A 25,517-nucleotide genomic window follows, 5' to 3' on the forward strand; every position below is an offset into this window, starting at 1 on the left:
TTTTCACAAAAGTTATTTATCTTTACCAAGTGCAGCAAACATACTGCGTTTATATTCTTCCACCCCTTCCTGGTCAAAGGGATTTACGCCCATTAAGGTTCCTGATACAGCACAGGCCATCATAAAATAGTAATACAACTCTCCAAAGCTTTCTTCCGTTATCTCGTCTGCCTGAAATCGGATACAGGGAACTCCTCCCCTGGCATGAGCATCCCAGGTTGCCTTCTCTGCCGCTTTATTAATCTGGTCAAAATCCATTCCATCCAGGTAGTCAAACCTGTCACCAAACTCCGGATCCGGTTCAATCACAACCGTTGCCTTTGGATTTTGCACTGACACAAAGGTTTCTATCAGATTTCTTCTTCCATCCTGCATGTACTGTCCGATCGAATGAAGATCCTCTGAATAAATCGCCGCTGCAGGGAAGATTCCTTTCTTTTCCTTCCCTTCACTTTCTCCAAATAGCTGAACCCACCATTTTGTAAAATATTCATATTGTGGTTCAAACGATACCAGCATTTCAATATCATAGCCTTTTTCATAAAGTAAATGACGTGCTGCTCCATACCTCACTGCCGGGTTGTTTTCTGGATTCTTACGGCAATCATCCATGGCCAACTGAACGCCCTTCAAAAATCCATCTGCATCCAGCCCCGCTGCCAAAGCAGGAAATAACCCTACCGGTGTAAATGCTGAATACCTTCCTCCAACTGATTCTGGAAAAGAAAGAAACAGGAATCCATTCTCTTTAGCAATCTCCTCTAATCTGGATCCATATGTTCCTGTCACGATGACCCTCTTTGCCATCTCTTCTTTTGTATAATGCTTCCTCATCCACTGACGCAATATGCGGAAATGGCTTCCTGGCTCTAGCGTTTCAAAATTTTTTGCAATTACGTCAATATAAATACTTTTTCCTTCTATCTGTTCCAGAACATGTCTGATATAATAAGGAGACAGCGTATTGCCAAGATAAAGAACTTCTGGCCCTTTCCGATCCTTCAGAGCTTCTATCATTGCCCGTGCCGCCTGATTCGACCCGCCCACACCTACAATAACAAATACATCCGCATTTTCTCGAATTTCCCGAGCCTTTTCTCTCATGACATCCAGCTGAACCGCTGATTGCTCCAAAGTTCTCCACCCAAGCACATTCTCAGTATCTTCTTTCTCCAGAATCTCCCTGCAAATTTCTCCTGCTATCTTTTGATGCAGCTGCAGCTCCTCTTCATTTAAAAATAAATTTAATTTGCTTAAATCAAGACTGACACTCACAACATCTTCCTCCTTATTCATTTTTTAATTAAGTATTACAGATCTCATCTGTTTTCCTTTGTTCTTTAATTAATTTTTTATTTTAATTATCTATATTGCTATTATTGCATATTTAATAAAATATGTCTAGTTTTTTGTATATAAGATCCAAAATACTTCAAACAAAAAAATGCCGGAGTGCACGATCATTCAATCATACACTCCGGCATATATAATAGAGCCAAAATAAAATTACATCTCGCCCAGTCCGCTTTCAATTGCCTTGCTGATGGTCTCCATAGCTGCTGCCTCGTCCTCTCCATCGCAGATCAGAGTAATCTGGGTACCGGACTTGATGCCCGCTGCCATTACATTCAGAACACTCTTAGCAACGATTCTCTTCTCACCGCACTCGATCAGAACATCACATTTAAACTTCATAGCGGTCTGAGACAGAACTCCTGCGGGTCTTAAATGTAATCCAGACGGATTTACTACTGTTAAGGTTTTACTAAGCATATCTCATTCTCCTTTTTTTAAATTATAATTCCCCAAATCCGTGTCCCATTCACACGAATCATTCATTAAAATTTTATTACAAATTAAGATATGTGTCAAGTTAAAGTCTCAAATTCCCGTCATTATTCACATTTTTATTCTGTGTTTTTTCGTGAGTTTTCACAAGCGGCTTCCCGTTCCCGCTTCGAAAAAATACAGCCGCAGTAATCCTGACGGTATAATCCATACTCTGCTGAAAGCTCCACGGAACGCTTATAACCGTTTTTCTTCTTAAAATCGGAGGGTAGATGCTTGATTGCATAGATTTCTTCCAATTCCTCTCCAATTTCATTCAGCTTCTCTGCATTTTTCAAAGGGCTGATCGTAAGAGTTGTGGTAAAATAATCATACTCGCCCCTTTGCGCTATTCTGGCAGCTTCCTCCAGGCGGAGCCGGTAACAGGAAAAGCAGCGCTCTCCGCCTTCCGGATCCTGCTCGTGCCCCCGGCTTGCCTGATAAAAGCGTTCTGGCTCATAAGGGCCTGCCTCCAGACGAATCGGATGAACAGACGGCAGCGCCTCAATCAGACGCCTTTGCTCCTCCACCCGCTTTTCATATTCTTCTTTGGGAGAAATATTAGGATTATAATAAAATACCGTTATTTCAAAATACTGAGACAGATATTCCAGCACATAACTGCTGCAGGGAGCGCAGCAGCTATGCAGCAAGAGCCGGGGTACCCGGCTCTCATCTGTCTGTCGCTCTATGATTTTTTCCAGTTCCTTCTGGTAATTTCTGCGATTCATATAAAATCCTTCCTTTACAGGAAATCACGAATTCTCTTACTGCGGACCGGATTGCGAAGCTTTCTCAGAGCCTTGGCCTCAATCTGGCGGATACGCTCTCTGGTAACATTAAACTCCTTGCCAACCTCTTCCAGAGTTCTGGGATGACCATCCTCCAAGCCAAAACGAAGCACAATAACCTGACGCTCCCTCTCCTTCAGATCTCCTAAAAGTGCATCAATATGCTCTCTCAACATTACAGATTCCACATTGCCCTCAGGGGTCAATACGTTATTGTCTGCCACGAAATCACCCAGGTTGGAATCATCCTCCTCACCAATTGGTGTTTCCAGGGAAGCGGGCTCTCTGGCAATCTGCATAATCTCCATAACCTTGTCCTCTGACATCTCCAGTGCCTCAGCTAACTCCGTCACAGACGGCTCATACCCCAGCTCCAAAGTCAGCTTACGCTGCATCTTGGACATCTTATTAATCGTCTCAACCATATGCACCGGTACACGAATCGTCCGCGCCTGATCCGCCAGCGCTCTGGTTACAGACTGTCTGATCCACCAAGTAGCATATGTACTCAGCTTATATCCTTTTGTATAGTCAAACTTTTCTACACCTTTAATCAGGCCCAGATTTCCCTCCTGAACCAGATCCAGAAAGCTCATTCCCCGTCCTGTATAACGCTTTGCAATGCTGACAACCAGCCTTAAGTTAGCCTCAATCAGTCTTTCCTTGGCGGACTCATCGCCTTCTGCTTTGCGCTTGGCCAGAACCAGCTCCTCATCTGCACTTAAAAGCGGTACCGTTCCAATCTCCTTTAAGTACATACGCACCGGATCCTCAGTTCCGATACCTTCAAGAAGATCTACAGCGTCCAGCTCGATATCTTCCGCATCCTTCAAAAAACTGTCATCTACATCCAGATCATCATCATCCAGAAGCAGGGGGTCCTCTGCCAGAATGTTGTCATCAATAACGGGAACCACATCAATATGCTTTTCTTCCAGGAAATTATAAATCTGCTCCATCTGATCCGGACCCAGATTATCTCCTATGAAAAAGTCATTGATCTCCGTTACATCCAATGCATTATGCTTTGACTTGGCAACTTCTAACAGCTTATTCAGCTTTACTAAAAAATTGTCTTTTTCCACAGTAACGTCCTTTCAACCAAAGGTATCTAAAAATACTTACACATCTATTCATTATATAACAGCAAGCGCTATATTTCAACACATTTCTTCTAAAGTTTTATTTATTTCTTTTGATTTCCAGGCATTTGTTCAGATTCTCTACAAAAACCTCTGTTTTCGTTCCGCCAAATTCTCCATCCAGCACCCAGTCCACCGGCTCTGAAGAACGGAAGCGAATGGATCTTGTTTTAAATTTGTACACCTGATCGTTTTCCTTTTCTTCCTTCTGTAGAAGACCTGCGACAAGATTGCTGATATCCGCCGGATTCTTGGGCTTACGAATCAGCAGTACCTCAAAATAACCGTCATTCAGCTCCACATCCTGTCCCACCAGCCCCTTAAAGCCACCAACACTGATGGTATTTGTCACCACTCCAAAAACAAATTCCCCTTCCAGGAAATTGCCGTCCCATTCCACCTCCATAAAATAAGATCTCAGAGAAGCCAGGCTTCGAAAACTCTCCAGCATATACGCCTGATGTCCCAGAATGTTTTTCTTATCCTGAGGAGTCAGGTAGGAAACCTCTGTAAAAGCACCAAAGCCTGCCACATAGACAAAATACCTCTCCTGACAGAACAGCCCCACATCCACTGCATAAGGTTCCCCCAAAGCTGCCGCCCGGGCTGCTGCCAGCATCTGCCTGGGGATTTTCAGGCTGGCAGCAAAATCATTGGTAGATCCGGCCGGAATATATCCCAGAGTAACCTTTTTGGGAAGCTCCAAAACTCCGCATATGGTTTCATTTAAGGTTCCGTCTCCGCCGGTACAGACAATCAGATCCTTTCTGCCTCCGCAGCGAAGAACCGCCTCCTTTGCATCCATTGCCTTCTGAGTTACGTGAACCTGCACCCGATACCCTGCCTTTATAAAAATATCCAGTATATCCAGCAGCTTTGTCCTGATCTGCCCTTTGCCGGATCTAGGATTAATAATCAGAAGCATTTGTTTCTTCTTTGCCATATATCAGCACCTGCCTCACTTTCATTATCCTCATTTTATCAGCTTTGTATACCTTCCAAATGCACCAGGTAGCGCATAGACGGATTTCAGTTCTTCTTTTCCAGCTGAAATATAGGACTCCGGTATCCCGCCCGACAGACGTATCCGATATCCCTTCATATGCCATTCCACATGGGAAAAAATATGCTTTGCCTGCGGAAGCGGCTCAATCTGTACCATCAGCTCCGGCATAATTCCAAAGGCCTCTCCAAGTTCCTCCTCAGAAAGAAACCCCTCTGCATTGGGAAGCTCATAAAGAGATGCCAAAAGCCCCTCATCCTCCCTTTTTTTCAGCGCCACCTGATGTCCGCACTCTAAAATACAGACAGTTTTCTCTTCTATTCTGCGCTTTTTCGGAGGTGTTTTTACAGGAATTTCCTGCCAAAGCTCCTGCTGTCTGGAAAGGCACACCGATGCAAGGGGACACTGACCGCATTTAGGCTGACCGTTGGGGACACAGACAATGGCTCCAATTTCAATCAAACCCTGATTAAAATCACTGGCTTCTGACTGAGGCATAGTTTCCCTCAGCCTGTCCTCCATCCACTTTTTAGTTGAAGCCTTTAAAATATCCCGGCGGCTGGCTGTTACCCTTGAAATCACACGAAGCACATTTCCATCTACTGCCGGAACCGGTTTTCCAAATGCAATCGAGGCAATCGCACCTGCTGTATAGCTTCCTATCCCCGGAAGCTTTAACAGCTCCTGATACTCTGACGGCATCCTGCCTTCATACTCATGAACAATCACCTGCGCCGCCTTCTTTAAATTTCTGGCTCTGTTATAATATCCCAGCCCTTCCCACAGCTTCATCAGGCGGTCGTCCTCCACTGCCGCCAAAGCCGAAATATCGGGCAGCGCTTCCAAAAACCGTTCAAAATACGGCTTTACTGCCTCAACCCGTGTCTGCTGCAGCATAATCTCTGAAATCCACACATGGTAGGGCTTTGGATCTTCTCGCCAGGGAAGAATCCTGGCATGATTTCGGTACCAGTCAAGAAGCGGTCTGTTTATGGCTCTCAGACGCGCTTCCAGACTTAATTCACCTGGTTTTTCCTCTGCTACCTGCAGACTGTCATAGGCATGACGAATCTCATACATAGCCATAAACCCCTCTCACAGAAACTTCTCCTGATACAACCGGCTCAATGCTTCCGTCCGGTTTTTCTACAAGGAGCTGTCCCTCCCGGTCAATTCCAAGAGACACGCCTGTCCACACCCCCTGGGGCGCAAGGATCTGTACCTGACGGCCATTGTTAACCAGGCAGGCATTATACTCCTTCTTCAGATTCTGAAAATCCAGGGTTTTTAAAAACTCTGTATAATATTCTTCCCAGGCTCTCAGCACCTGATCCACCAGGACTGCCCTCCTGACCGGATGTCCTGATTCCAAAAGCAGAGAGGTTGCCGTGCTGCTGATCTCCTCCGGAAACTCTCTGATATTCACATTGATTCCAATTCCTACTACTACGTAGCGGATCTGATTGTCCTCCGTGCTCATCTCTGTGAGAATCCCGCAGAGCTTTTTTCCGTTTATTACAATATCATTGGGCCATTTAATCTGGCAATCCAGTCCTGTCGTCCTTCGAACGCCCTGAGCTACAGCCATAGCGGCTGTCAGCGTCAGCATCGATGCATGAGACGGCTCAAATTCCGGACGAAGCAGAAAACTCATCCAGATTCCTGTTCCCCGGGGAGACTCCCAATTTCGCCCCCGGCGCCCTTTTCCCGCAGTCTGACGGGCAGCCAGAATCACGGTGCCCTCCAAAGCGCCTTTTTCTGCCATTCGCCTGGCCTCATTATTGGTGGAATCTACCTCGTCAAATACCACCAGGTTCTTTCCCAGCCATCTGGTGGAAAGGAGCCTGCCCAGCTCCTGTTCAGACAGCACATCTCCGGAATCTGCCAGACGATAACCTCTGTTTCTGACTGCTTCAATCACATATCCCTCGTCCTCCAGCTGTCGGATACACTTCCATACAGCCGTCCGGGAAACCCCCAGGCTTTCACATAATTCCTGACCGGAAATATACCCATCCGTCTCCCTGAGACGCTTTAAAATCTCTGCTTTCAATGTTCTACCTCCAGATACTGACGGCGCTGAGAAGGCCAATTACAAATAGCAATGCAGCTGCTGCCCACAAAACGGCTGCACCGGCTTTTTTCCGTTTATCTCTTCCTCCGTTTTGAAAACGGCTCCAGCCGTTCACCCCGTTTAGCAGGGCTGCAAGCCAGAAAATCACCGGAAAAAGAAAACTGTTTCTTTCCGGATTAACAAATGCCAGTACCGTACAGGCCACTACAAGAACCCCCACCACGATGTGGAGCATATCCAGCATCATGGCAGTATTGCGGGGATTCTTTTTTTTCTCCTGACTGTGCATTCCCTATTCTCCTAACGTAGCCACCATAACTGCCTTAATGGTATGCATCCGGTTCTCTGCCTCATCAAATACCTTAGAGCATGGCGCCTCAAATACTTCGTCTGTTACTTCCATATCAGTAATTCCAAAACGTTCTCCCATTTCCTTGCCAATCTTGGTCTTCAGGTCATGGAAGGATGGCAGACAGTGAAGGAAAATGGCCTCATTTCCTGCATTTCTCATAACATCCATCGTTACCTTATAGGGAGTCAGATCATGAATTCTCTCCTCCCATACTTCATCGGGCTCACCCATAGAAACCCACACATCCGTGCAGATAACGTCAGCCCCCTTTGTTCCAGCTTTCACATCTTCTGTAAGAGTAATATCTCCGCCAGACTCCTTTGCATACTCCCGGCACTGTTCAACCAGCTCCTGATTGGGGAAATATTTCTTAGGGGCGCAGGCCACAAAATGAAGCCCCAGCTTTGCACAGACAATCATCAGAGAATTGCCCATGTTATAGCGGGCATCTCCCATGTAAACCAGCTTTACCCCTTTCAGACGGCCCAGGTGTTCCCGGACTGTCAGCATATCTGCCAGCATCTGTGTAGGATGGTACTCATTGGTCAGACCATTCCAGACAGGAACTCCTGCATGCTTTGCCAGCTCCTCCACAATCTCCTGACCAAAGCCCCGGTACTCAATTCCGTCGTAAATTCTTCCCAGCACCCGCGCCGTATCGGCAATACTCTCTTTCTTTCCAATCTGAGAGCTGGAAGGCTCCAGATATGTGGTTCCCATTCCCATATCATGGGCAGCCACTTCAAAGGAGCATCTTGTTCTGGTACTGGTTTTCTCAAAAATCAGAGCCACATTTTTGCCTCTGTAATAATCCACCGGAATTCCTTCTTTTTTCTTTCTCTTTAACTCTGCCGCCAAATCCAGAAGATAGAGAATTTCCTCTGGTGTATAATCCTTTAATGTAAGAAAACTTCTGCCTTTTAAATTCATAATTGTCTCTCCTCCTCTTCCGTCAAAACGGATTTTTATTATCTATAACTTACTATAAGGCGAATTTCATGTCAAGTTTCTTATGCAGGAAAGAGAGCGATCGCTCGCTCTCTCTACATCTCTGTAATCTTTTGTATATCCTCTCTTCTTTTAACAGCAGTTCCACTTAGCTGTCCTTGGCCACTTCCGTAATCGACTTAACCAGTCCTGCCATATTCTGAATATCAGACGGAATAATAATCTTGGTAGCCTTTCCGTCTGCCGCTGCCATAAAGGCTTCCAGACTTTTCAGCTGAAGAACTGCCGCATCTGCACCGGCCTCCTTCAGGAAACGAATACCGTCTGCGTTAGCCTGCTGCACCTTCAGAATCGCTGCAGCTTCACCCTCCGCCTCCTTAATCCGCTTCTCCTTCTCTGCCTCTGCATGGAGAATCGCTGCCTGCTTATCTGCCTCTGCATCAAGAATTGCAGATTCCTTCTTTCCTTCTGCCACAAGAATCGTAGACTTTTTCTCACCCTCTGCCCGGAGAATGGCCTCACGGCGTTCTCGTTCTGCCTTCATCTGCTTCTCCATGGCATCCTGAATCGCTGCCGGAGGGATAATATTCTTCAGTTCCACCCGGTTGACCTTAATGCCCCAGGGATCCGTTGCTATATCCAGGGAGGCTCGCATTTTCGTGTTGATCGTTTCTCTGGAGGTCAGAGTCTGATCCAGCTCCAGATCACCGATAATATTACGAAGCGTGGTTGCCGTCAGGTTTTCAATCGCCATAATGGGATTCTCCACACCGTATGCAAACAGCTTGGGATCCGTAATCTGGAAGAAAACCACAGTATCAATCCGCATGGTTACGTTATCTTTTGTAATCACCGGCTGGGGCGCAAAATCCACAACCTGCTCTTTTAAAATCACCCGCTTAGCTACCCGATCCACAAAAGGAACCAGGAAATGAACGCCTACAGACCAGGTACCCAGATAGGCTCCCAGACGCTCTACCACCAGAGCCTGAGCCTGGGGAACAATCTTCACACAGGATACCAGCATCAGCGCAATCACAATCAGAAACAGAAGAAAAATAATAATTCCTGTTAAACCGGCAAATGTATTCATTCTTCGCCCTCCTTACATGTACCTACAATTAGTTTCACTCCCTGAATATCCAGAATCCGGACTACCGTACCGGCAGGATAAATCTCATGGCTGTCCCTGGCTCTGGCCGTCCACTCCTGTCCGCCTACCACCGCAGAGCCTGTTCCCTGTTCATTGTCAATCTCTGAAGTAACCCGCGCCTCCCGGCCAATAAGCCCCTCTGCATTGGTCTTTACCGTACCGCTGTTGATGAATCTGGAAGCAAACGGTCTGGTAAAAAACAGCAGGAGAAAGGATACTGCCACAAAAGCTATCAGTTGAACCTCCACAGACAGTCCAAACAGGGAAAGCAAAAATGCCACAAGAGCACCGCCTGCAAACCATATGGTAGTCAGCGCCATAGTTGCCACCTCGATACCAACTAAAATCACAAATGCAATCAGCCAATAGATGGAACTCATCTGCAACCTCCTTTTTTCTTAGATACATCATACTATATTTTCAGACATTTCACAAGAAAAAACGCATATTGTGCCACTTAAGTTTTTCTGAATATCTTGTAAAAAAACCGTAAACTTTTACTGGCGCCGCTGTCTCGCTGCCTCGAACATCAGCACCGAAGCCGCTACTGCCGCATTCAGGGATTCTACACGTCCGGCCATAGGAATCCGGATATAAGTATCCGCCAAAGAAGCCGCTTCATCGCTGAGTCCATTGGCCTCATTTCCAATCAAAAATCCTGTACTCTGGCAGTAATTTTCCTGTTCATAGGAATTCTTTCCCTTCAAATGAGCTGCAAACAGACGAACATCCTGCTTTTTCAGCCACTGAAGTGTCCCGCACAGATCTTCTGTATATACAAAGGGAACCCGCAGCACAGAGCCCATAGTAGATCGGATCACCTTGGGGTTGTAAATATCTGCTGTTGAAGCGTCCATAATCACCCCTGTCACTCCTGCTCCCTCTCCAGCCCTGATAATCGTTCCCAGATTTCCCGGATCCTGAAGATGCTCCAGAATCATCAAAAGTGCCGGTTTGCCGTCCTTTGTTCCTGCTGCCTGCTCTAAAGTGTAATGATACTGTCTGACCAGAGCCAGTACCCCCTGAGGAGTCTGAGTATCTGATAAAGCCTTAAAAACCTCGTCTGCCACCACCTCAACACGACGGACCCGCTCCGACAGAATACGGCCCTCCTTCTGCTTGAGAAAGCTCTCCGAAACATAAAGCGTATGGATCCGCTCCTCTGGAATCTCCTGACAGATGCGAAGCCCCTCTGCCACAAACAGATCCTCCTCCCGGCGTGCCTTTGGCTTTTTAATCAGGCTGCTGACGTATTTTACCTGTTTATTGGTTGTACTCGTTATCACAGTTTTTTCCTCTCATTATCACTATTTCTGAAGCTGCTCCAAATCCTCCATCCAGATCTGTCTGGACGCATCGCTGGGCATTCTCAAATCTCCGCGGGGAGATACTGCAACGCTTCCTACCTTGGGACCGTCCGGCAGACAGGAGCGTTTAAACTGCTGGGCAAAAAAGCGGCGGTAAAAGACATTCAGCCATTTCCAGATGGTTTCCCCGTCATATTCTCCCTGGAAAGCCCGAAGAGCCAGCCGGTAAATCTTAGATGGCATAAAGCCAAATCGAAGCACATAATACAGGAAGAAATCGTGAAGCTCATAGGGGCCTACCAGATCCTCTGTCTTCTGGGAAATCACTCCGTCCTCCGGCGGCAAAAGTTCCGGGCTCACCGGCGTATCCAGCACATCAAGAAGAACTTCTGCAAGGCTTTCCTCTCCGCAGGTATCTGCATAATACTGAACCAGATGACGCACCAGAGTCTTGGGAACCGATGCATTTACCCCATACATGGACATATGATCTCCATTGTAGGTCGCCCACCCAAGAGCCAGCTCTGACATATCTCCAGTGCCCACTACCAGACCGCCTGTCTGATTTGCAATATCCATGAGAACCTGAGTTCTCTCTCTGGCCTGACCGTTTTCGTAGGTCACATCGTGGCAGCCCATATCCTGTCCAATGTCCTCAAAATGCTGGGTCACAGACTTTTTGATATCTACCTCCTGCAAAGAAGCCCCCAGCTTCTCTGTCATCCGACAGGCATTCTGATAAGTTCTGTCTGTGGTTCCAAAGCAGGGCATGGTCACCGCATGAATCTGCCCCCTTGATATTTCCAGCATATCAAAGGCCCGCGCCGTCACCAGTAAAGCCAGCGTAGAATCAAGACCTCCGGAAATTCCCAAAACCACATGACGCACGCCCGTATGCTCCAGACGCTTTTTCAGTCCCATCGCCTGAATCGTAAAAATTTCCTCGCACCGTCTGTTTCTCTCCCGGTTATCTCCCGGAACAAAGGGACGGCTGTCAATTCGCCGCAGAAGCTTCTCCTCCTGCTTTTTCTCCATAGCGTCTGTATTCAGAGAAAACTCCACAGTCCGGTAACCCTCCCGACACGCTGCCGGATGAGTCGTTGTCCTGCGCCGCTCTGCAGCCAGACGATCCAGATCCAGATCTGCATAAATGACCTCCGGAGCAAATCTACGGGACTCTGCCAACAGGGTTCCGTTTTCCCCAATCAGATTATGTCCGCCAAATACCAGATCCTGAGTAGACTCTCCCTCTCCGGCATTGGCATACACATATCCGCAGATAAGACGGGCTGACTGTCCGCCAATCAGGGATCTCCGATAGGAATCCTTTCCAACCACTTCATCGCTGGCAGAACAGTTTGCAATCACCGTAGCTCCTGCCAGCACATGACCAATACTGGGAGGGCAGGGAACCCACAGATCCTCACAGATTTCCGCAGCAATGACCAGAGAGGGAATCTCTCTGCAGGCAAACAAAAGCCTGGTTCCCATAGGAATCTTCTCTCCCTCCCAGGAAACCTCCACCGGCTCTTCCATTCCTACAGCAAAATACCGCTGTTCATAAAACTCTCCGTAGTTTGGCAGATTGAGCTTGGGAACAAGGCCCAGAAGTCTTCCGCCACAGACAAAAGCGGCCACATTAAAAATCCGTCCGCCATACTCCCAGGGAAGACCTACCACAGCCACCATCTGCTTTCCCTCTGTAAAATCCACAATCTCCTTCAGGCCTGCTCTCGCCTGACGAAGCAGCGCTTCCTGCAAAAACAGATCATTGCAGGTATATGAAGTAATGCAGAGCTCCGGAAATACCATAAGCCCTGCGCCTTCCCGCTCTCCTTCTTCTATTATTCTGCAGATTTCCCGGCAGTTATACCTGGTATCTGCAACACGCCCTTTCAGGGTTGCTGCTGCTGTACGGAAAAAACCATCCTTCATTCCTTCCTGTCCTCCTTGCCTCTATCACATTAAATAAGAAGTATTGCCAATGACAATTACAACAGTTCAGCCTTGCATCTTCTTGCCCGCTTACAGCGTACAAGAAGCTTTAGGCGTCCGCCTTATGTGGATTCGGTCAGAAAAATCCTTATGAAAGCAAGCTTTCAACGAGTTTTTCTGACCGGATCCCCGCAAGGCTGAACTGTTACTCAAAATTATACCTGTTCCCCTGTCATAAGTCAATTCAGGATATCACTTTACATTTTCTGTTTCATTTTGTACAATAACTGTAAATCCTATTATTTTACTAAGGTATAAGGAGGAACTTTATGAAAATTTCTACAAAAGGACGATATGCCCTGCGTATGATGATAGAATTCGGGATGAACCCGGATACATGTACAAAAATCAGTCAGGTAGCCGCCAACCAGGGCATCTCCGACAAATATCTGGAGCAGATTGTTACTCTGCTTCACAGAGCCGGATATGTCCGCAGCATCCGCGGCGCTCAGGGCGGCTATATGCTGACTATGCCGCCCGAAAACTATACGGTCGGCATGATTCTGCGGCAGACAGAGGGCAGCCTGTCACCGGTTTCCTGTCTGGATAAGGATGCCCCGCCCTGTGAACGGGCCGGACAGTGTGTAACCTTAAGCGTCTGGCAAAAAATCAAGGACGCGGTAGATCAGGTAGTCGATCATGTGACTCTAGCTGATCTGATTGAGGAGCAGCGGTGCCATCCCAATGACAACCTGCTGTAGAGAGGAGCGATTCATGAACGAATTTTCCAGAACCGGCCTTCTGATTGGTGAAGAAGGCCAAAACCAGCTGTCCGCCTCTACCATAGCCGTCTTTGGCGTTGGGGGCGTTGGCTCCCATTGTATTGAAGCCCTGGCCAGATGCGGCGTAGGAAGACTGATTCTGATTGATAATGACACCGTTTCTTTAACCAACATAAACCGTCAGAGTATTGCCTACCACAGTACTGTCGGACAATACAAAACACAGGTTATGAAGAAACGGATCCTGGACATCAATCCCCAGGCTCAGATTCTCACCTATGAAACCTTTGTGCTCCCGGATAATCTGTCTCCCCTTTTAGACTCCATTCCCTGTCTTCCTGGGGCAGACAGGCCTATTGATTATATCATAGATGCCATTGATACTGTCACAGCCAAGCTGGCCATCGTCCAGTATGCAAAAGACCATGAGATTCCTCTGATCTCCTCCATGGGCACTGGAAACAAGCTGCACGGAGAACTGTTTGAAATCACAGATATTACAAAAACCTCTGTCTGCCCCCTGTGCCGGGTTATGCGCAGAGAGCTGAAAAAAAGAGGCATTGCTCATCTAAAGGTACTCTATTCTAAGGAGGAACCCCTTACTCCGGTTATGGAATCAGAAGAAGCCGGAAACAGACGCTCTGTTCCCGGCAGTATTTCCTTCGTTCCACCTGTAGCTGGACTGTTGATTGCCGGAGAAGCCATCCGGGAGCTTCTGAAGGAGCATCTCTATTCATAGCGCAAAGCATCAATGGGATCCTTTTTTGCTGCCTTGGAGGCAGGATAAATTCCAAAAAATACGCCTACCAGGGCAGAAAAGCCCACTGCCATCACCACTACAGACGGACGGATCACCGCTGTTACGCCGAGAGCCATTCCTCCTGCCGATACAAGTCCCACGCCCAGAAGAATTCCAATAATTCCGCCGCAGGCTGACAATATAGCAGATTCGGTAAGGAACTGAATCAGAATATCCCGGGTTCTGGCTCCCAGACTTTTTCGGATTCCGATTTCCCTCGTCCGCTCTGTTACAGAAACCAGCATAATATTCATAATTCCAATTCCTCCTACCAGCAGGGAAATGGCTGCAATGCCTCCCACAGCTGCAGAAAGACCTCCCATCATGCTGTCCATCATTCCCATTTCCTCCACCGCCGTCTGCATATAATAATCCTCCGGATTTCTTCCCTTCAGCCGTCCAATATAAGACTTCAGCTGTCCGAAAAACACATCCAGATTTACATCATCCTTTGCAAACACACGAATGGAATAAAAATAGTCATTGGGCCAGGCCAGAAGCGTGTAGGGAATCAAGGCCGTCCCTCCCTCACTGGTTCCCATCATCATGGCCTGAAAGGGACTGATTTCCTTCCGGTATACGCCTGCCACCGTATATTCATCCGTGGTTCCGTAAATTGTTGTGCGAAAGGTCTTTCCCACAGCATTTTCCACGCCAAAGAGAAGCATGGCGCTGTCTGTATCCATTACCACATTTTTTTTGCGGCCCTTTACGTCTGCTTCATTCAAATACCTTCCGTATACAATATTCACCGGCTGTACGTCCTGATAATTCCAGTCAATCCCCTCATAATTAAACTTTACCTGGGTTCTCCCGTTCTGGGCATTGGCAGAAACGCCGGAGGAGCAGTCCATATAGGCAATTTCCTCCCCAAAAACGTCCCGAATCCGCTCCATATCGTCCAATGTAAAATAATCACTCTGACGAACCTCCTCCAGCCAATATCCAATGGATATATAAGCCTGGGTCAGCCCGACCTCCTTATACAGATCCGCAAACATACTCCGCATGGTATCTCCAATAGATACAATAGAAATCACCGAACCGATTCCGATGATGATTCCCAGCATGGTCAGAAAAGAGCGCATCTTGTTTATCCGAATAGCAGAAAATGCCATTTTCATATTTTCAATCAGCATGGAAACTCCTTTCCGCCGGAAACCTCCTCCGGTTCAAAATCCGTATTCCGCTCTACATGGCGGCTAAACTCCGGCTCATGGGGTATATTCGTCTCATCACTGATGATTTCCCCGTCCCGAAACCGGATAATCCGCTCTGTAAAGGCTGCAATTTCTTCCTCATGAGTAACCAGCACCACCGTGGTTCCCTCCTTGTGGAGACGGCTGAACAGCTCCATAATCTCTACAGAAGCCGCCGTATCCAGATTTCCCGTAGGCTCATCAGCCAAAAGCAGAGGCGGGTTGTTGGCAAGCGCCCGGGCAATCGCCACCCGCTGTCTCTGACCGCCAGAGAGCTCATTGGGCTGGTGATGCATTCGTTTTCCCAGGCCCACCCGCTTTAAAAGCTCCTCTGCCCGCTCTGTCCGCTGCCGCTTTCCCAGGTGGGCATAGATCATGGGAAGCTCCACATTTTTCAGCGCCGACATCCGGGAAATCAGATTAAAGGACTGAAAAACAAAACCGATTTTTTTATTGCGAATAGAAGAAAGCTCATCCGAGGTCATTCCTGCCACATCTGCTCCGTCCAGATAATAATGTCCCAGAGAAGGCCGATCCAAACAGCCCAGAATATTCATCAATGTTGATTTTCCTGAACCAGACTGTCCCATAATCGCCACAAACTCTCCCTGGCGAATAGTCAGATTGATCCGTTTCAGTCCCAGAACCTTTAAAGCTCCTGTATCATACACCTTAGCCATATTCTCAATCCGAATCAGCTCCTCGCCGTATTCCTTCATTTCCAGCCCCCCTTATTCCTGGGAAACCGCAGTCACTGCAGTCCCATCCTGTAAGGCCGGATCCGGAGTAACCAGATAGTTCAGCCCCTCTGAAAGACCATCACCGGAAATCTCTGCAGACACATCGCCTTCTACGCCTTTCTCCACAGGAATCAATCTTGCCTTTCCTGCCTCCGCAGCCGCCAGCCATGTACCGTCCTCTCTCTCTATAATCGCAGATACAGGAACAACCCAGACATTCTCTGCCCGGTTTAGGACAATTCTGGCCCGGGCCGTAATTCCTGCAATCAGGGCCGTATCTGTATTCTGAATCCGGATTGTTGTTGGAATTACCCGCTCTGTAGAGCCTCCGCCTTTTTCCTCTCCTGTGGGAGAAATGGCCGTAATTACTCCCCGTTCCGTCTGTCCATTTAAAATATCTGCGGTAATCTCTGCCTCCTGGCCCAGCTTCACCTTACCAATGGAATATTCGCTGACACTGATTTTCATTTCCAGATTGTCCAGGTTATCTATAGCAAAAAGCGGCTTGTCATCATCCACCATATCAGCAAAACGGCCAACCCGGGAATTCACTCGAACCACAGTTCCGTCAATAGGGCTTGTGACCTCTGTCTCCTCCAGGCGCTCCTTCTTCTGCTCCAGCTCAAATTCTGCATTTTTCACCTGCAGGCGGAAAGAGGGCTCTGCCGCCGGCTCTCCGTTTTCCATATAGAAAGAGGCTGTTTTTCGTTTCGCGCTGTTTAAAGAATCCGCAGCTGCCTCCATCTCTGCCTGAGAAATATCTCCTCCTGCAAACAGCACTGCCTTTCTGTCATAATCCCTTTGTGCAGCCTGCTGCTCCTGCAGTGCCTCTGCATAGCCCTTTTTCGCCTCTCTCTGAGCCTCATCCAGATTGGCTGATGCCAGATCATAGGCATTCTGAGCGATTTCCACCTCCTTTTGAACATCATCGGGATCCAGTCTGGCCAACACCTGACCAGCCTTCACCCGGTCGCCTTCCTTCACCAGAATTTCCAGAATCTCTGCATGAAGGCTGGACACCACCTCTGCACTGTCCGTTCCGGATACAGGCCCGCTGACCGATAATATCTCCTCTACAGTTCCCCGTGTAAGAGCCTGTGTCATCACCGGGACTCCCGTCTGTCCTCCAGAGCCGGATATTTTGAAACATACAAGCAAAGCGACGGCTGCTGCCACCGCCCCGGTTATCAGTTTACGCCTCCTGCTCCAGGAACCAATAGCCTTAAATGCTCTGCGAATTCTTCCTTTCTTATGCTTTTTCTCATCAGACGGAGCAGAATTCATCAGCTCCGCCAGCTCCTTCTCATATTCCTGATCTGTCATAGAACCCTTTCCCTCTTCTATGTTTTCCTGTACTGCCAAATTCTTTCCGCAATACAGAATTACCTTCTATGCGTCAAAAAATGTCTTTTATCCTGTTGCTGTACCTGATTTTCTCAGGGAAGCGGCTGCATCCGCTCCAGTACAAAGTCCGGAATCTGATCCTTTGGAAATACTGCATAATGACTATATTGCTCACCGTTCCTGTCATAGAAAACAACATCCAGATCCGACTGGAGATACATACTGTTATAATACTGTACCCCCGGCACTGATATCACCTTCTTCAACCTTTCAATCTCCTCCGGCTTATCAAATACTGCCTGCTCCTGAACCTGTTTCTTGTCATTCCACCGGCTTACGGTCACTGCATAGAGATCCAGGCTGTCGTAATACTCTCCTGGCATAATTCCGTACTTTCTCAGAAGCGCACAGGTTTCTTTGAAGGAAAGATAGACCGGATAATAATCCTTTTCTGCAAAATTATAGGAATGATAGGAATAGTAATCCTCTGAATCCCTTACTTTCTGAAAATGCTCCCAGCTCAGAGCAGCTACATCCTGCTCTGAGGTAAAGCGAATCAGACCTGCAGGAAGCTCATATTTCATCTGCTCAATGGTCATTTCAGAAAATTCCTTCTGATAGGTTTCCAGAAGCTCCTTTTTTTCTGCTTTTCCCAGGGTGTCAAGCCGCACCTCCGATGATTCGCCGCCGCAGCGCCAGCGGATATCCGCCACCTCGTCTGCCGTCTTTTTCATTAGAGGAAAACTGGCTTTCTGGTATGCCTCACTAGCGTACAGCTTTTCAAACAGAGGCAGATTTCTGTCCATATCCATGTAATAGCTTCTGTATACCTTCCGTCCACTGTTCATAGTGTAACAGATTTTTACCCGGCTGAAAGTGCCCTCCTCCTCACGTACAAAGGTATCCTGCGTTCTCTCCCCAAGCTGCTCCACTCCGGCTGCCGCAATATTACAGATCGTTTCCACATCCTCTGATTCCATCATATCCAGAAGCCAGTCATCCTCCAGATATTTCCACTGGTAGGAGCCGTCCTCCTTTTTCAGCACATATCCCCGGGAAACCCAGGAATCCAGCCGATCTACGGAAACAGCTGCACATTTCACTTTCCCTGCATCCGGAATATAGGTATCATAGCCAAACCAGTCATAGCGGAAGGCAAACAGCACTGCCACTGATACCAGGATGCAGCCCACCAGCTGAACCGGATGGGCAAACAGCTTTTTAAAATCAAAATGATAAATGATTTCAATGGTGCAGTGACAAATCACAGCGCCGCAGATAAGTCCAAACACCGCCCAGCCGGTAGAGGAACGCAGTCCCCAGAAAAAGACGCCCAGACCAAAAGCTGACAAAAGCACCAGAATAATCCGTATCACCGGCATGGTTACAGGAAACGCCATAGCCTTTCCTGCCGCCTCCGAGGGACGCTTCTTATACAGAAAGCAACCCACCACGGTAAAGAGAACAGATGCCGCAAGAGCAATCATCACATAAGAAGCCATGCTTTCTCCGTTTATATAGGCATCATAGCTGCTGATGTACTCGCAGACCGGAGAAAAACGGATTCCCGTTTCCATAAAATTCTGCCAGCTCTCCCACATTCCAGTGCGGAAAAACACCATAAAATATCCCTGAATCAAACTGACTGCCAGAGGAACTGCAGAAGAAAATACCACGCAGCCCAGAAAGGCCACAACCATGTTGCCAGTCAGCATCACTGCCACAACCACCATGGTATACATCAAAATAAAGTAAGTCAGGTGCAGTCCGCAGGCCGCAAAAACCACCGGCCACAGCTTCGTGCCGTCCACTCCGTAGCCCACTGCAATACAGGCAGCCGCAATCATAGAAATCACATACGGAACTGCCATAATCAGAATTCCATTGACAAAATCAACGGCAAAAAGCACCTCTCTGCGTACAGGAATACTATGATAAAAATCTACCTTGCTTCTTGCATTCAGCCACGCAAAGCCGCTGATTCCGCATACCAGAGCAGCTGCCATCATCACAAATGCTGTCATGCCATTTTCAAAGGACAGCCATTCCATAATCTGATCACTGTAACGGAGCAGCCCCAGCTTCAGATCCTCATAACGCTCGATCTCTCCTGCACTCACCGCCGCCGTCACAGGGTAGGCAAAAAAGCAGCCCATTCCTATCAGCGCCACGGCCCAGAGTCTCTGCCCCAAATCCTTTCTCATCAGCTTAAAAAATAAGTTTTTTGATGTCATAGCCGACTACCTCCGTTTCACTGATAAAGATTTCCTCCAGAGAAAGAGGAATCGTCTCGTAAAAGACCGGATCCGCTTTCTGCATTACAAACTCTACCCGGCTCAGATCCCCGCGAACCGTCAGAGTCATCAGTTTTCCTCTCCTCTCGATTTTCAGGATTTCCAGGCCCTCCAGACTCTCCGGCTCCACTCCGGGCTTCAATACACACTGAACCTTGTGAATCTTCATTTTCATCTCATCCAGATCCCGGCTCAGAAGAATCCCGCCCTTATGCAGAAGTCCCACATGATCGCAGATATCCTCCAGCTCTCTTAAATTGTGAGAAGCAATAATCGGAGTCAGCTGCCGCTGGGCCATATCGCTGGCAAAAATACTCTTTACAGCCTGACGCATCACCGGATCCAGTCCGTCAAAGGTCTCGTCACAGAACAGGTACTCTGTACCAGAACAGATTCCGCAAATAACAGAAAGCTGCTTTTTCATACCCTTGGAAAATGTATTGATCTTGCGCTTCTCATCCAATCCAAAATTCTTCATCAGACTATGGAACCGGCTTTCATCATATCCAGGATAAACAATCCGGTAATATTCCATCATCTCTACAGGAGTGGCATTGCTGAAAAAATACTGCTCATCAGAAATATAGAAAAATTTCCTTTTTGCCTCCTCATTTTCAAAAACCGCCATTCCGTCTACCGTAACCGTTCCCTCATCCGGCTTGAGAACACCTGCCGCCATCCTCAAAAAGGTACTCTTTCCCGCTCCATTCGTTCCAATCAGGCCAAACACACTTCCTGTGCGGATCGTTGCGCTGATATGATCCACAGCAAGAATGCTGTCAAACCTCTTTGTCAAATTTACTGCCTCTATCATACCGACTGCTCCTCCCTGCTCTCTTCCGCCGTCCGGCCATACTCCTCTCTGGCCAGGTTTACAAATGTCTCACAGTCCATATCAAGACTTACGGCCTCCCTGGCCAGCTCTCTCATGCTTCCTGCCAGCTTTTGTCTTCTGGCCTCTTTGAGACGCCTGATGCTTCCCACAAAGCTTCCCCGTCCCTTTACCATATAAATGTATCCCTGACGTTCCAGCTCTCCGTAGGCACGCTGTATCGTATTGGGATTGATAGAAAGCTCCATAGCCAGACTCCGCACAGAGGGCATCTGGTCATCCTCTTCCAGAACCCCCAGAAGCATCAGCTCCTGCAGCTTTTCCACTACCTGCTCATATATAGGGCGGCTGTCTTTATAATCCAGCAGAATCATCGATCGTCTGTCTCCTTTCCCCTACGTACCCTGTGTGTACTAGGACTATTAATACACTTATATCATAAAAATCCCAGCAGCACAACTGGAAAAATCTTACATTTTTCTGAATTCAGCAGGTGGATTTTGTCCTCCTGTCTACAAACATTTCACCGCCATGAATCCGGTAAGTAAATTCCAGACACTCAAGGGCCTCTGTTCCTTCCGGCCTACTCATGAAGCTCCAGCGGAAGTCCATCCGGATCTGCAAAAAAGGTCATCCGCTTTCCGGTAAATTCATCCACACGGACCGGTTCCACCTCAATTCCCATTTCTGTCAGCTCTGCAATCATTCCGTCCAGATCCTCTGCATAAAAAGCCAGGTGGCGAAGCCCTGCCGCCTCCGGTCCAGTCACACGCTTCGGCGGGTTCTTTACCCCAAAGATCTCCAGTTCCGTTGTTTCATTGATTCTAAGATCCAGCTTCCAGTCATCTCTGACTGGACGGTAATTTTCCCGAATCACAGAAAATCCAAGCTTATTCACATAAAAATCTCTGGATTTCTCATAATCCGAAACAATAATTGCAATATGATGAATGGTATTCAGTTTCATAACTTACTTTCCTCCTGATCAAATAAATGTAAAAACCCCGAAAAAGCCTATGCAGTTTCACATACTCTGCGTCCATCTGCAGTCTGTGTCCACACTTCTTCCGGGGTTTTCTTAATCAACTCTATTCTGCTGTCTCTTCTATTCCCTTTGCTTCCTGTACAGAATCATTCATTATTCTACAGTCACCGACTTGGCCAGATTTCTCGGCTTATCCACATCCAGTCCTCTGGCTACGCTCACATAATACCCCAGAAGCTGCAGAGGAATCACCGCAAGACTGGCTGCAAAATGCTCATCTATTCTCGGTACATAGACTGCAAAATTCACAGCATCCTCAATATCATACCTTCCATAAGAAGTCAGCCCCATCAGATAAGCGCCGCGGCTTCTGCATTCCGCCATATTAGAAAGCGTCTTTTCATACAACTGCTCCTGAGTCAAAACGCCAATCACAAGAGTGCCGTTTTCAATCAGACTAATCGTTCCGTGCTTCAGTTCACCGGCTGCATAAGCCTCTGAGTGAATATAGGAAATCTCCTTCAGCTTCAGGCTTCCCTCCAGAGAAACGGCATAGTCAACGCCTCTTCCAATAAAGAACACATCCTTTGCCATGGAATTCTTTGCAGCAAACCACTGGATTCGCTCCTTATCCTCCAGAATCTTCCCAATCTTTTCCGGAATGGTCTGAAGCTCCTCCAACAGAGTGGAATACCGCTTCTCATCCATCTTTCCTCTTACCAGCGCAAACTGCAGCGCCAGACAGTACACTGCAATCAGCTGAGTGCTGTAGGCCTTCGTTGTTGCCACTGCAATCTCAGGACCTGCCATAGTATAAAAGACATTGTCTGCCTCTCTTGCAATAGAAGAACCAACCACATTGACAATAGCCAATGTCTTCACTCCGCACTGCTTTGCCTCCCGAAGGGCTGCAAGACTGTCTGCCGTCTCCCCGGACTGACTGATCACAATCACCAGGCTTTTTGGATCCAACAGCGTCTTTCTGTAACGAAACTCCGAAGCCACATCAATCCGAACCGGAATCTCAGCCAGATCCTCCATCACATACTGAGCTACAGCCCCCACATGATAAGCAGATCCGCAGGCCACAATATGAATCTGGGAAATGCCCTGAATCTCCTCCTCTGTCAACCCTACGCCAGACAAATCCAGTCTGCCGTCCCGGATCACAGAAGAAAGGGTATCCGCCACAGCCTTGGGCTGCTCGTGGATTTCCTTCATCATAAAATGCTCAAAGCCGCCCTTCTCTGCCGCCTCAGCATCCCACTCAATCTCAGTCAGTTCCCTGGAAATCTCATCTCCATCCAGGTTGTAAAACGTAACTGCTCCATCTGCCAGACGGGCCATCTCCATATTTCCAATATAATATACCTGACGGGTATATTTCAAAATAGCAGGAACATCAGAAGCCACATAGCATTCGCCGTCAGTCACTCCCAAAATCATGGGGCTGTCCTTTCTTGCCACATAAATCTCCCCGGGATAATCACGGAACATCACTGCCAGAGCATAGGAGCCACGGATACGCACCATGGCATGATTGATAGCATCTACCGGAGTTCCTTCATATTTTTTGTAATAATAATCAATCAGCTTAATTGCCGCTTCTGTATCTGTGGAAGAATAAAAGATATAGCCCTTTCTCACCAGCTTATCCTTCAGTTCCTGATAATTCTCAATAATGCCATTATGAACGCCCACAACATTTCCATCATCCGAGCAATGAGGATGCGCATTCGTTTCTGATGGTTCTCCGTGAGTAGCCCATCTAGTGTGACCAATGCCGCAGGTTCCCTTTAAGGTTTCTCCGTTGTTTGTCTTCTCCGCAAGCGCCTTCAACCGTCCCTTTGCCTTCACAATCTGAACCGGGGCATCACCGTCCCGGACAGCCAGTCCCGCCGAGTCATATCCTCGGTACTCCAGCTTTGACAGCCCGTCTAAAAGAATCGGCGCTGCCTGATGACTTCCAATAAATCCGACAATTCCGCACATATTGTAATCTCCCTATTAATTTGTAGTGTAAGCTCTCCCCCATACACACAAACTACCTCATTATTAAAGCACAATTCCTGAATTTCTGCAAATAAAAAAAATCGGATTTTCGTAAAAGAAGCTCGCTCCTCTTTCCTATCTCTGAGTTTTCATACCTGCCATCATTCTCCAGACACTTTCTCCATTGTTTTCTGAATCTGCTTCACTCGATCCACTCCGCAGCTGCAAATTTGGGCAATCTGCTCTACTGGAAGATTCAATGCCAAAGCAGATTGTATTACTGAGCGGGTTGCCTCAACCCTTCCAAGCTCTTTGCCTTCAGCCCTTCCAATTTCTTTGCCTTCGGCTCTTCCTCGCTCCAAAAATTCATCCTCATACATCTGAAATCCTGTTTTCATATTGAATCTCTCTCCTTCCCTTACAGCCTCTTTCCACTTTGACAGCTCCCTGAGCCCTACATAGGACGATGCAAAATCAAAGGCATCCTCCTCCAGCTTCCCGTAGGCCGGCTCCTGTTCGATCAAATCTCTCAGCCTTTCCCGATTCCCGGAAAAACGAATCAAATCAAATACCTGACGCAGATCAGTCCGAAACAAATCCGTTCGTTCCATCCTCCGCACATCAATCACATGAATCCGATAATTCTGCACATACTGGCGAATCTGCTCCGGAATATCCTGGAAATCAAGAATCCCATGCAAATCTCTGGATCCGTTCCACTCCTCTTCCCCATAATACAAGATAATCGTAATCACAGGGTGAAGGCGGTCACTTTTGCGAAAGCCGTACAAATATTCTCCAGAACTCAGCTCTGTATCGGAATTTCTCCCACTTCGCCGAATCTCTCTGTAAATTTCCGCTGCCTGATGCTCATACTCTCCGGCTTCATATCCCAGAACACGAAGCGGAAGACGATAATCCAGTTTTTCCTGATTTTCCAGTCCCAGAACAGCAAAATTCACACCGAATACTGCCTTCCGCACCAGATCCCGGCGTTTTCCCTGGCTGGTTTCTGTGTCCATCTCTGACAAGTCCTCCTGCTTCACAATCGGAATGCCGTTACAGACAATGCCATTGATCAAATCCGCAAAACGCCTGTTATCCGAATAATAGCGTTTGGCCAAAAGATCCTGTTTCATCCAAATCCCTCCCGTCACATAATGGCAGAAGGTCTTTTTCCGATCTTCTGCTTTTACTAAATAATGAAATATAAGCATAGACCGTTTCACTGATTCCAAGAAAGAACCGATGGGCAAATGCCCCAAGAAAAATAGAAATAAGGTATGCTTACAAAAAGTCTAGCACAAAGCAGATGGAAGGACAAGAAAAAGAATATGAAATTTTATAAAAAATCTATTATTCCTTCAGCTGTACCCATACGCATCTCCTCCTAAAATTGGGTATAAAAATACCCTGCCAGTCTTCACCAGCAGGGTTTCTATTGGATTGTTTACTTGTAAAGGTCTTCAAGCGTTATCAGCCGTACTTCTCCACACTCCTGTGCCTGAAGAAGTCCATCCGTGAATCCGCCTTTCGAGAAGATATAATAGTGATAGTGATTGCCTTTTCCGAAGACCGATGCATAATCCCGAATCAAATCGAGCTCATCCACACCTATTTTCTCATTTCTATACTTACATGAACCAATGATATAGTCCTTACCTTCAACGATTCCGTAAGCATATCCGCAATAGTATAGTCTTTTATACGGCTAATCCCACCATGTGTACTTTCTTCCTGATAACGCCGTTGAAAATCCTGCACCAAAAAGGTATACAATATCATTCTCTTTTAGTGCTTTTATAAAATCGGGATATAACTGGATGTCACTTTTCATATTCTCTCCACATAAAGTTTCTGTCTTTCGACTTATATTCAGTCATTTTTATTTACGCCAACATATACAGTTCTTTTATTTCCTGAAGAATCTGTTCTTTCGTTCTGATATTGTCAATATTAGTTGACACATTCTTCTCAAAGATATCACTGACTATGTTGCTAACTCCAAAGCCTCATAA

The 25,517-nt window shown here is 47.2% G+C and carries 25 protein-coding genes; 2 read left to right on the plus strand and 23 right to left on the minus strand.

All coding sequences use genetic code 11. The annotated features are described in order from the left end of the window. Positions 1 to 12: 12 nt before the first annotated feature. The 13 genes from ACESON_RS09810 to ACESON_RS09870 form a co-directional block, all read right to left on the minus strand. A complete protein-coding gene (locus ACESON_RS09810; RefSeq protein ID WP_373109564.1) occupies positions 13 to 1,275 on the minus strand; it encodes a glucose-6-phosphate isomerase in 1,263 nt (420 codons plus the stop codon). A gap of 231 nt (positions 1,276 to 1,506) precedes the next feature. Then, positions 1,507 to 1,773: an HPr family phosphocarrier protein gene (locus ACESON_RS09815; RefSeq protein WP_177959991.1), complete on the minus strand. Its 267-nt coding sequence runs from the start codon at positions 1,771 to 1,773 to the stop codon at positions 1,507 to 1,509. A 134-nt stretch (positions 1,774 to 1,907) separates the two neighbouring features. Further along, positions 1,908 to 2,558, minus strand: a complete 651-nt coding sequence (locus ACESON_RS09820) for an epoxyqueuosine reductase QueH (protein ID WP_373109565.1) — start codon at positions 2,556 to 2,558, stop codon at positions 1,908 to 1,910. Between the two features lie 14 nt (positions 2,559 to 2,572). Then, positions 2,573 to 3,703 carry an RNA polymerase sigma factor RpoD gene (gene rpoD, locus ACESON_RS09825; RefSeq protein ID WP_177959993.1) on the minus strand — a complete coding sequence of 377 codons (1,131 nt, stop codon included), beginning with the start codon at positions 3,701 to 3,703 and terminating at the stop codon, positions 2,573 to 2,575. Between the two features lie 97 nt (positions 3,704 to 3,800). Then, positions 3,801 to 4,703, minus strand: coding sequence for a diacylglycerol kinase family protein (locus ACESON_RS09830; protein WP_373109567.1), 903 nt, complete (start codon positions 4,701 to 4,703; stop codon positions 3,801 to 3,803). Between the two features lie 30 nt (positions 4,704 to 4,733). Beyond that, complete coding sequence (mutY, locus tag ACESON_RS09835; RefSeq protein WP_177959995.1) at positions 4,734 to 5,849, minus strand: A/G-specific adenine glycosylase; 1,116 nt, start codon at positions 5,847 to 5,849, stop codon at positions 4,734 to 4,736. Continuing rightward, on the minus strand, positions 5,836 to 6,816 hold the full coding sequence (locus ACESON_RS09840) for a biotin--[acetyl-CoA-carboxylase] ligase (RefSeq protein ID WP_373109570.1): 981 nt from the start codon (positions 6,814 to 6,816) through the stop codon (positions 5,836 to 5,838). The genes mutY and ACESON_RS09840 overlap by 14 nt, the downstream gene beginning before the upstream one ends. Positions 6,817 to 6,820: 4 nt before the next feature. Beyond that, on the minus strand, positions 6,821 to 7,126 hold the full coding sequence (locus tag ACESON_RS09845; RefSeq protein WP_373109572.1) for a DUF6637 family protein: 306 nt from the start codon (positions 7,124 to 7,126) through the stop codon (positions 6,821 to 6,823). A gap of 3 nt (positions 7,127 to 7,129) precedes the next feature. After that, positions 7,130 to 8,119, minus strand: a complete 990-nt coding sequence (argF, locus tag ACESON_RS09850) for an ornithine carbamoyltransferase (protein WP_373109574.1) — start codon at positions 8,117 to 8,119, stop codon at positions 7,130 to 7,132. A 166-nt stretch (positions 8,120 to 8,285) separates the two neighbouring features. Then, positions 8,286 to 9,164, minus strand: a complete 879-nt coding sequence (locus ACESON_RS09855) for an SPFH domain-containing protein (protein WP_373109609.1) — start codon at positions 9,162 to 9,164, stop codon at positions 8,286 to 8,288. Positions 9,165 to 9,226: 62 nt separating this feature from the next. Continuing rightward, positions 9,227 to 9,670: an NfeD family protein gene (locus ACESON_RS09860; protein WP_177960000.1), complete on the minus strand. Its 444-nt coding sequence runs from the start codon at positions 9,668 to 9,670 to the stop codon at positions 9,227 to 9,229. A gap of 117 nt (positions 9,671 to 9,787) precedes the next feature. After that, entirely contained in the window at positions 9,788 to 10,576 is a 789-nt protein-coding gene (locus tag ACESON_RS09865) for a TrmH family RNA methyltransferase (protein WP_373109576.1), read from the minus strand. A gap of 21 nt (positions 10,577 to 10,597) precedes the next feature. After that, complete coding sequence (locus ACESON_RS09870; protein ID WP_373109578.1) at positions 10,598 to 12,532, minus strand: NAD(+) synthase; 1,935 nt, start codon at positions 12,530 to 12,532, stop codon at positions 10,598 to 10,600. Between the two features lie 329 nt (positions 12,533 to 12,861). On the opposite strand from ACESON_RS09870, the gene ACESON_RS09875 reads away from it, so the two are divergent. Next, a complete protein-coding gene (locus tag ACESON_RS09875; protein ID WP_177959881.1) occupies positions 12,862 to 13,293 on the plus strand; it encodes an Rrf2 family transcriptional regulator in 432 nt (143 codons plus the stop codon). A 13-nt stretch (positions 13,294 to 13,306) separates the two neighbouring features. Next, a complete protein-coding gene (locus tag ACESON_RS09880; protein WP_373109580.1) occupies positions 13,307 to 14,053 on the plus strand; it encodes a ThiF family adenylyltransferase in 747 nt (248 codons plus the stop codon). On the opposite strand, the gene ACESON_RS09885 is transcribed toward ACESON_RS09880, so the two are convergent. The 10 genes from ACESON_RS09885 to ACESON_RS09930 form a co-directional block, all read right to left on the minus strand. Beyond that, complete coding sequence (locus ACESON_RS09885; protein WP_373109582.1) at positions 14,044 to 15,252, minus strand: ABC transporter permease; 1,209 nt, start codon at positions 15,250 to 15,252, stop codon at positions 14,044 to 14,046. The two genes, ACESON_RS09880 and ACESON_RS09885, sit on opposite strands and share 10 nt — an antisense overlap. Continuing rightward, the gene (locus ACESON_RS09890) at positions 15,246 to 16,031 is read right to left on the minus strand and encodes an ABC transporter ATP-binding protein (protein ID WP_373109584.1); all 786 of its coding nucleotides are present in this window, start codon (positions 16,029 to 16,031) and stop codon (positions 15,246 to 15,248) included. Before ACESON_RS09890 ends, ACESON_RS09885 begins: the two co-directional genes overlap by 7 nt. 12 nt (positions 16,032 to 16,043) lie before the next feature. Next, positions 16,044 to 17,375: an efflux RND transporter periplasmic adaptor subunit gene (locus tag ACESON_RS09895; protein ID WP_373109586.1), complete on the minus strand. Its 1,332-nt coding sequence runs from the start codon at positions 17,373 to 17,375 to the stop codon at positions 16,044 to 16,046. Positions 17,376 to 17,488: 113 nt separating this feature from the next. Further along, on the minus strand, positions 17,489 to 19,630 hold the full coding sequence (locus ACESON_RS09900; RefSeq protein ID WP_373109587.1) for a DUF6449 domain-containing protein: 2,142 nt from the start codon (positions 19,628 to 19,630) through the stop codon (positions 17,489 to 17,491). Beyond that, complete coding sequence (locus ACESON_RS09905; protein ID WP_177958323.1) at positions 19,605 to 20,504, minus strand: ATP-binding cassette domain-containing protein; 900 nt, start codon at positions 20,502 to 20,504, stop codon at positions 19,605 to 19,607. Before ACESON_RS09905 ends, ACESON_RS09900 begins: the two co-directional genes overlap by 26 nt. After that, positions 20,501 to 20,896, minus strand: a complete 396-nt coding sequence (locus ACESON_RS09910; RefSeq protein WP_177958324.1) for a GntR family transcriptional regulator — start codon at positions 20,894 to 20,896, stop codon at positions 20,501 to 20,503. Before ACESON_RS09910 ends, ACESON_RS09905 begins: the two co-directional genes overlap by 4 nt. Positions 20,897 to 21,105: 209 nt before the next feature. Continuing rightward, the gene (locus tag ACESON_RS09915) at positions 21,106 to 21,489 is read right to left on the minus strand and encodes a VOC family protein (RefSeq protein ID WP_177958326.1); all 384 of its coding nucleotides are present in this window, start codon (positions 21,487 to 21,489) and stop codon (positions 21,106 to 21,108) included. A 171-nt stretch (positions 21,490 to 21,660) separates the two neighbouring features. After that, positions 21,661 to 23,499 (minus strand): glutamine--fructose-6-phosphate transaminase (isomerizing), encoded by a 1,839-nt coding sequence (glmS, locus tag ACESON_RS09920; RefSeq protein ID WP_373109589.1) that lies wholly within the window; start codon positions 23,497 to 23,499, stop codon positions 21,661 to 21,663. A gap of 161 nt (positions 23,500 to 23,660) precedes the next feature. After that, the gene (locus ACESON_RS09925) at positions 23,661 to 24,638 is read right to left on the minus strand and encodes an Rpn family recombination-promoting nuclease/putative transposase (RefSeq protein ID WP_373109591.1); all 978 of its coding nucleotides are present in this window, start codon (positions 24,636 to 24,638) and stop codon (positions 23,661 to 23,663) included. Between the two features lie 311 nt (positions 24,639 to 24,949). Beyond that, a complete protein-coding gene (locus ACESON_RS09930; RefSeq protein WP_373109592.1) occupies positions 24,950 to 25,111 on the minus strand; it encodes a hypothetical protein in 162 nt (53 codons plus the stop codon). Positions 25,112 to 25,517: the final 406 nt, after the last annotated feature.

It is taken from the genome of Lachnoclostridium sp. Marseille-P6806, assembly GCF_964238185.1.
GTDB lineage: Bacteria > Bacillota > Clostridia > Lachnospirales > Lachnospiraceae > Brotaphodocola.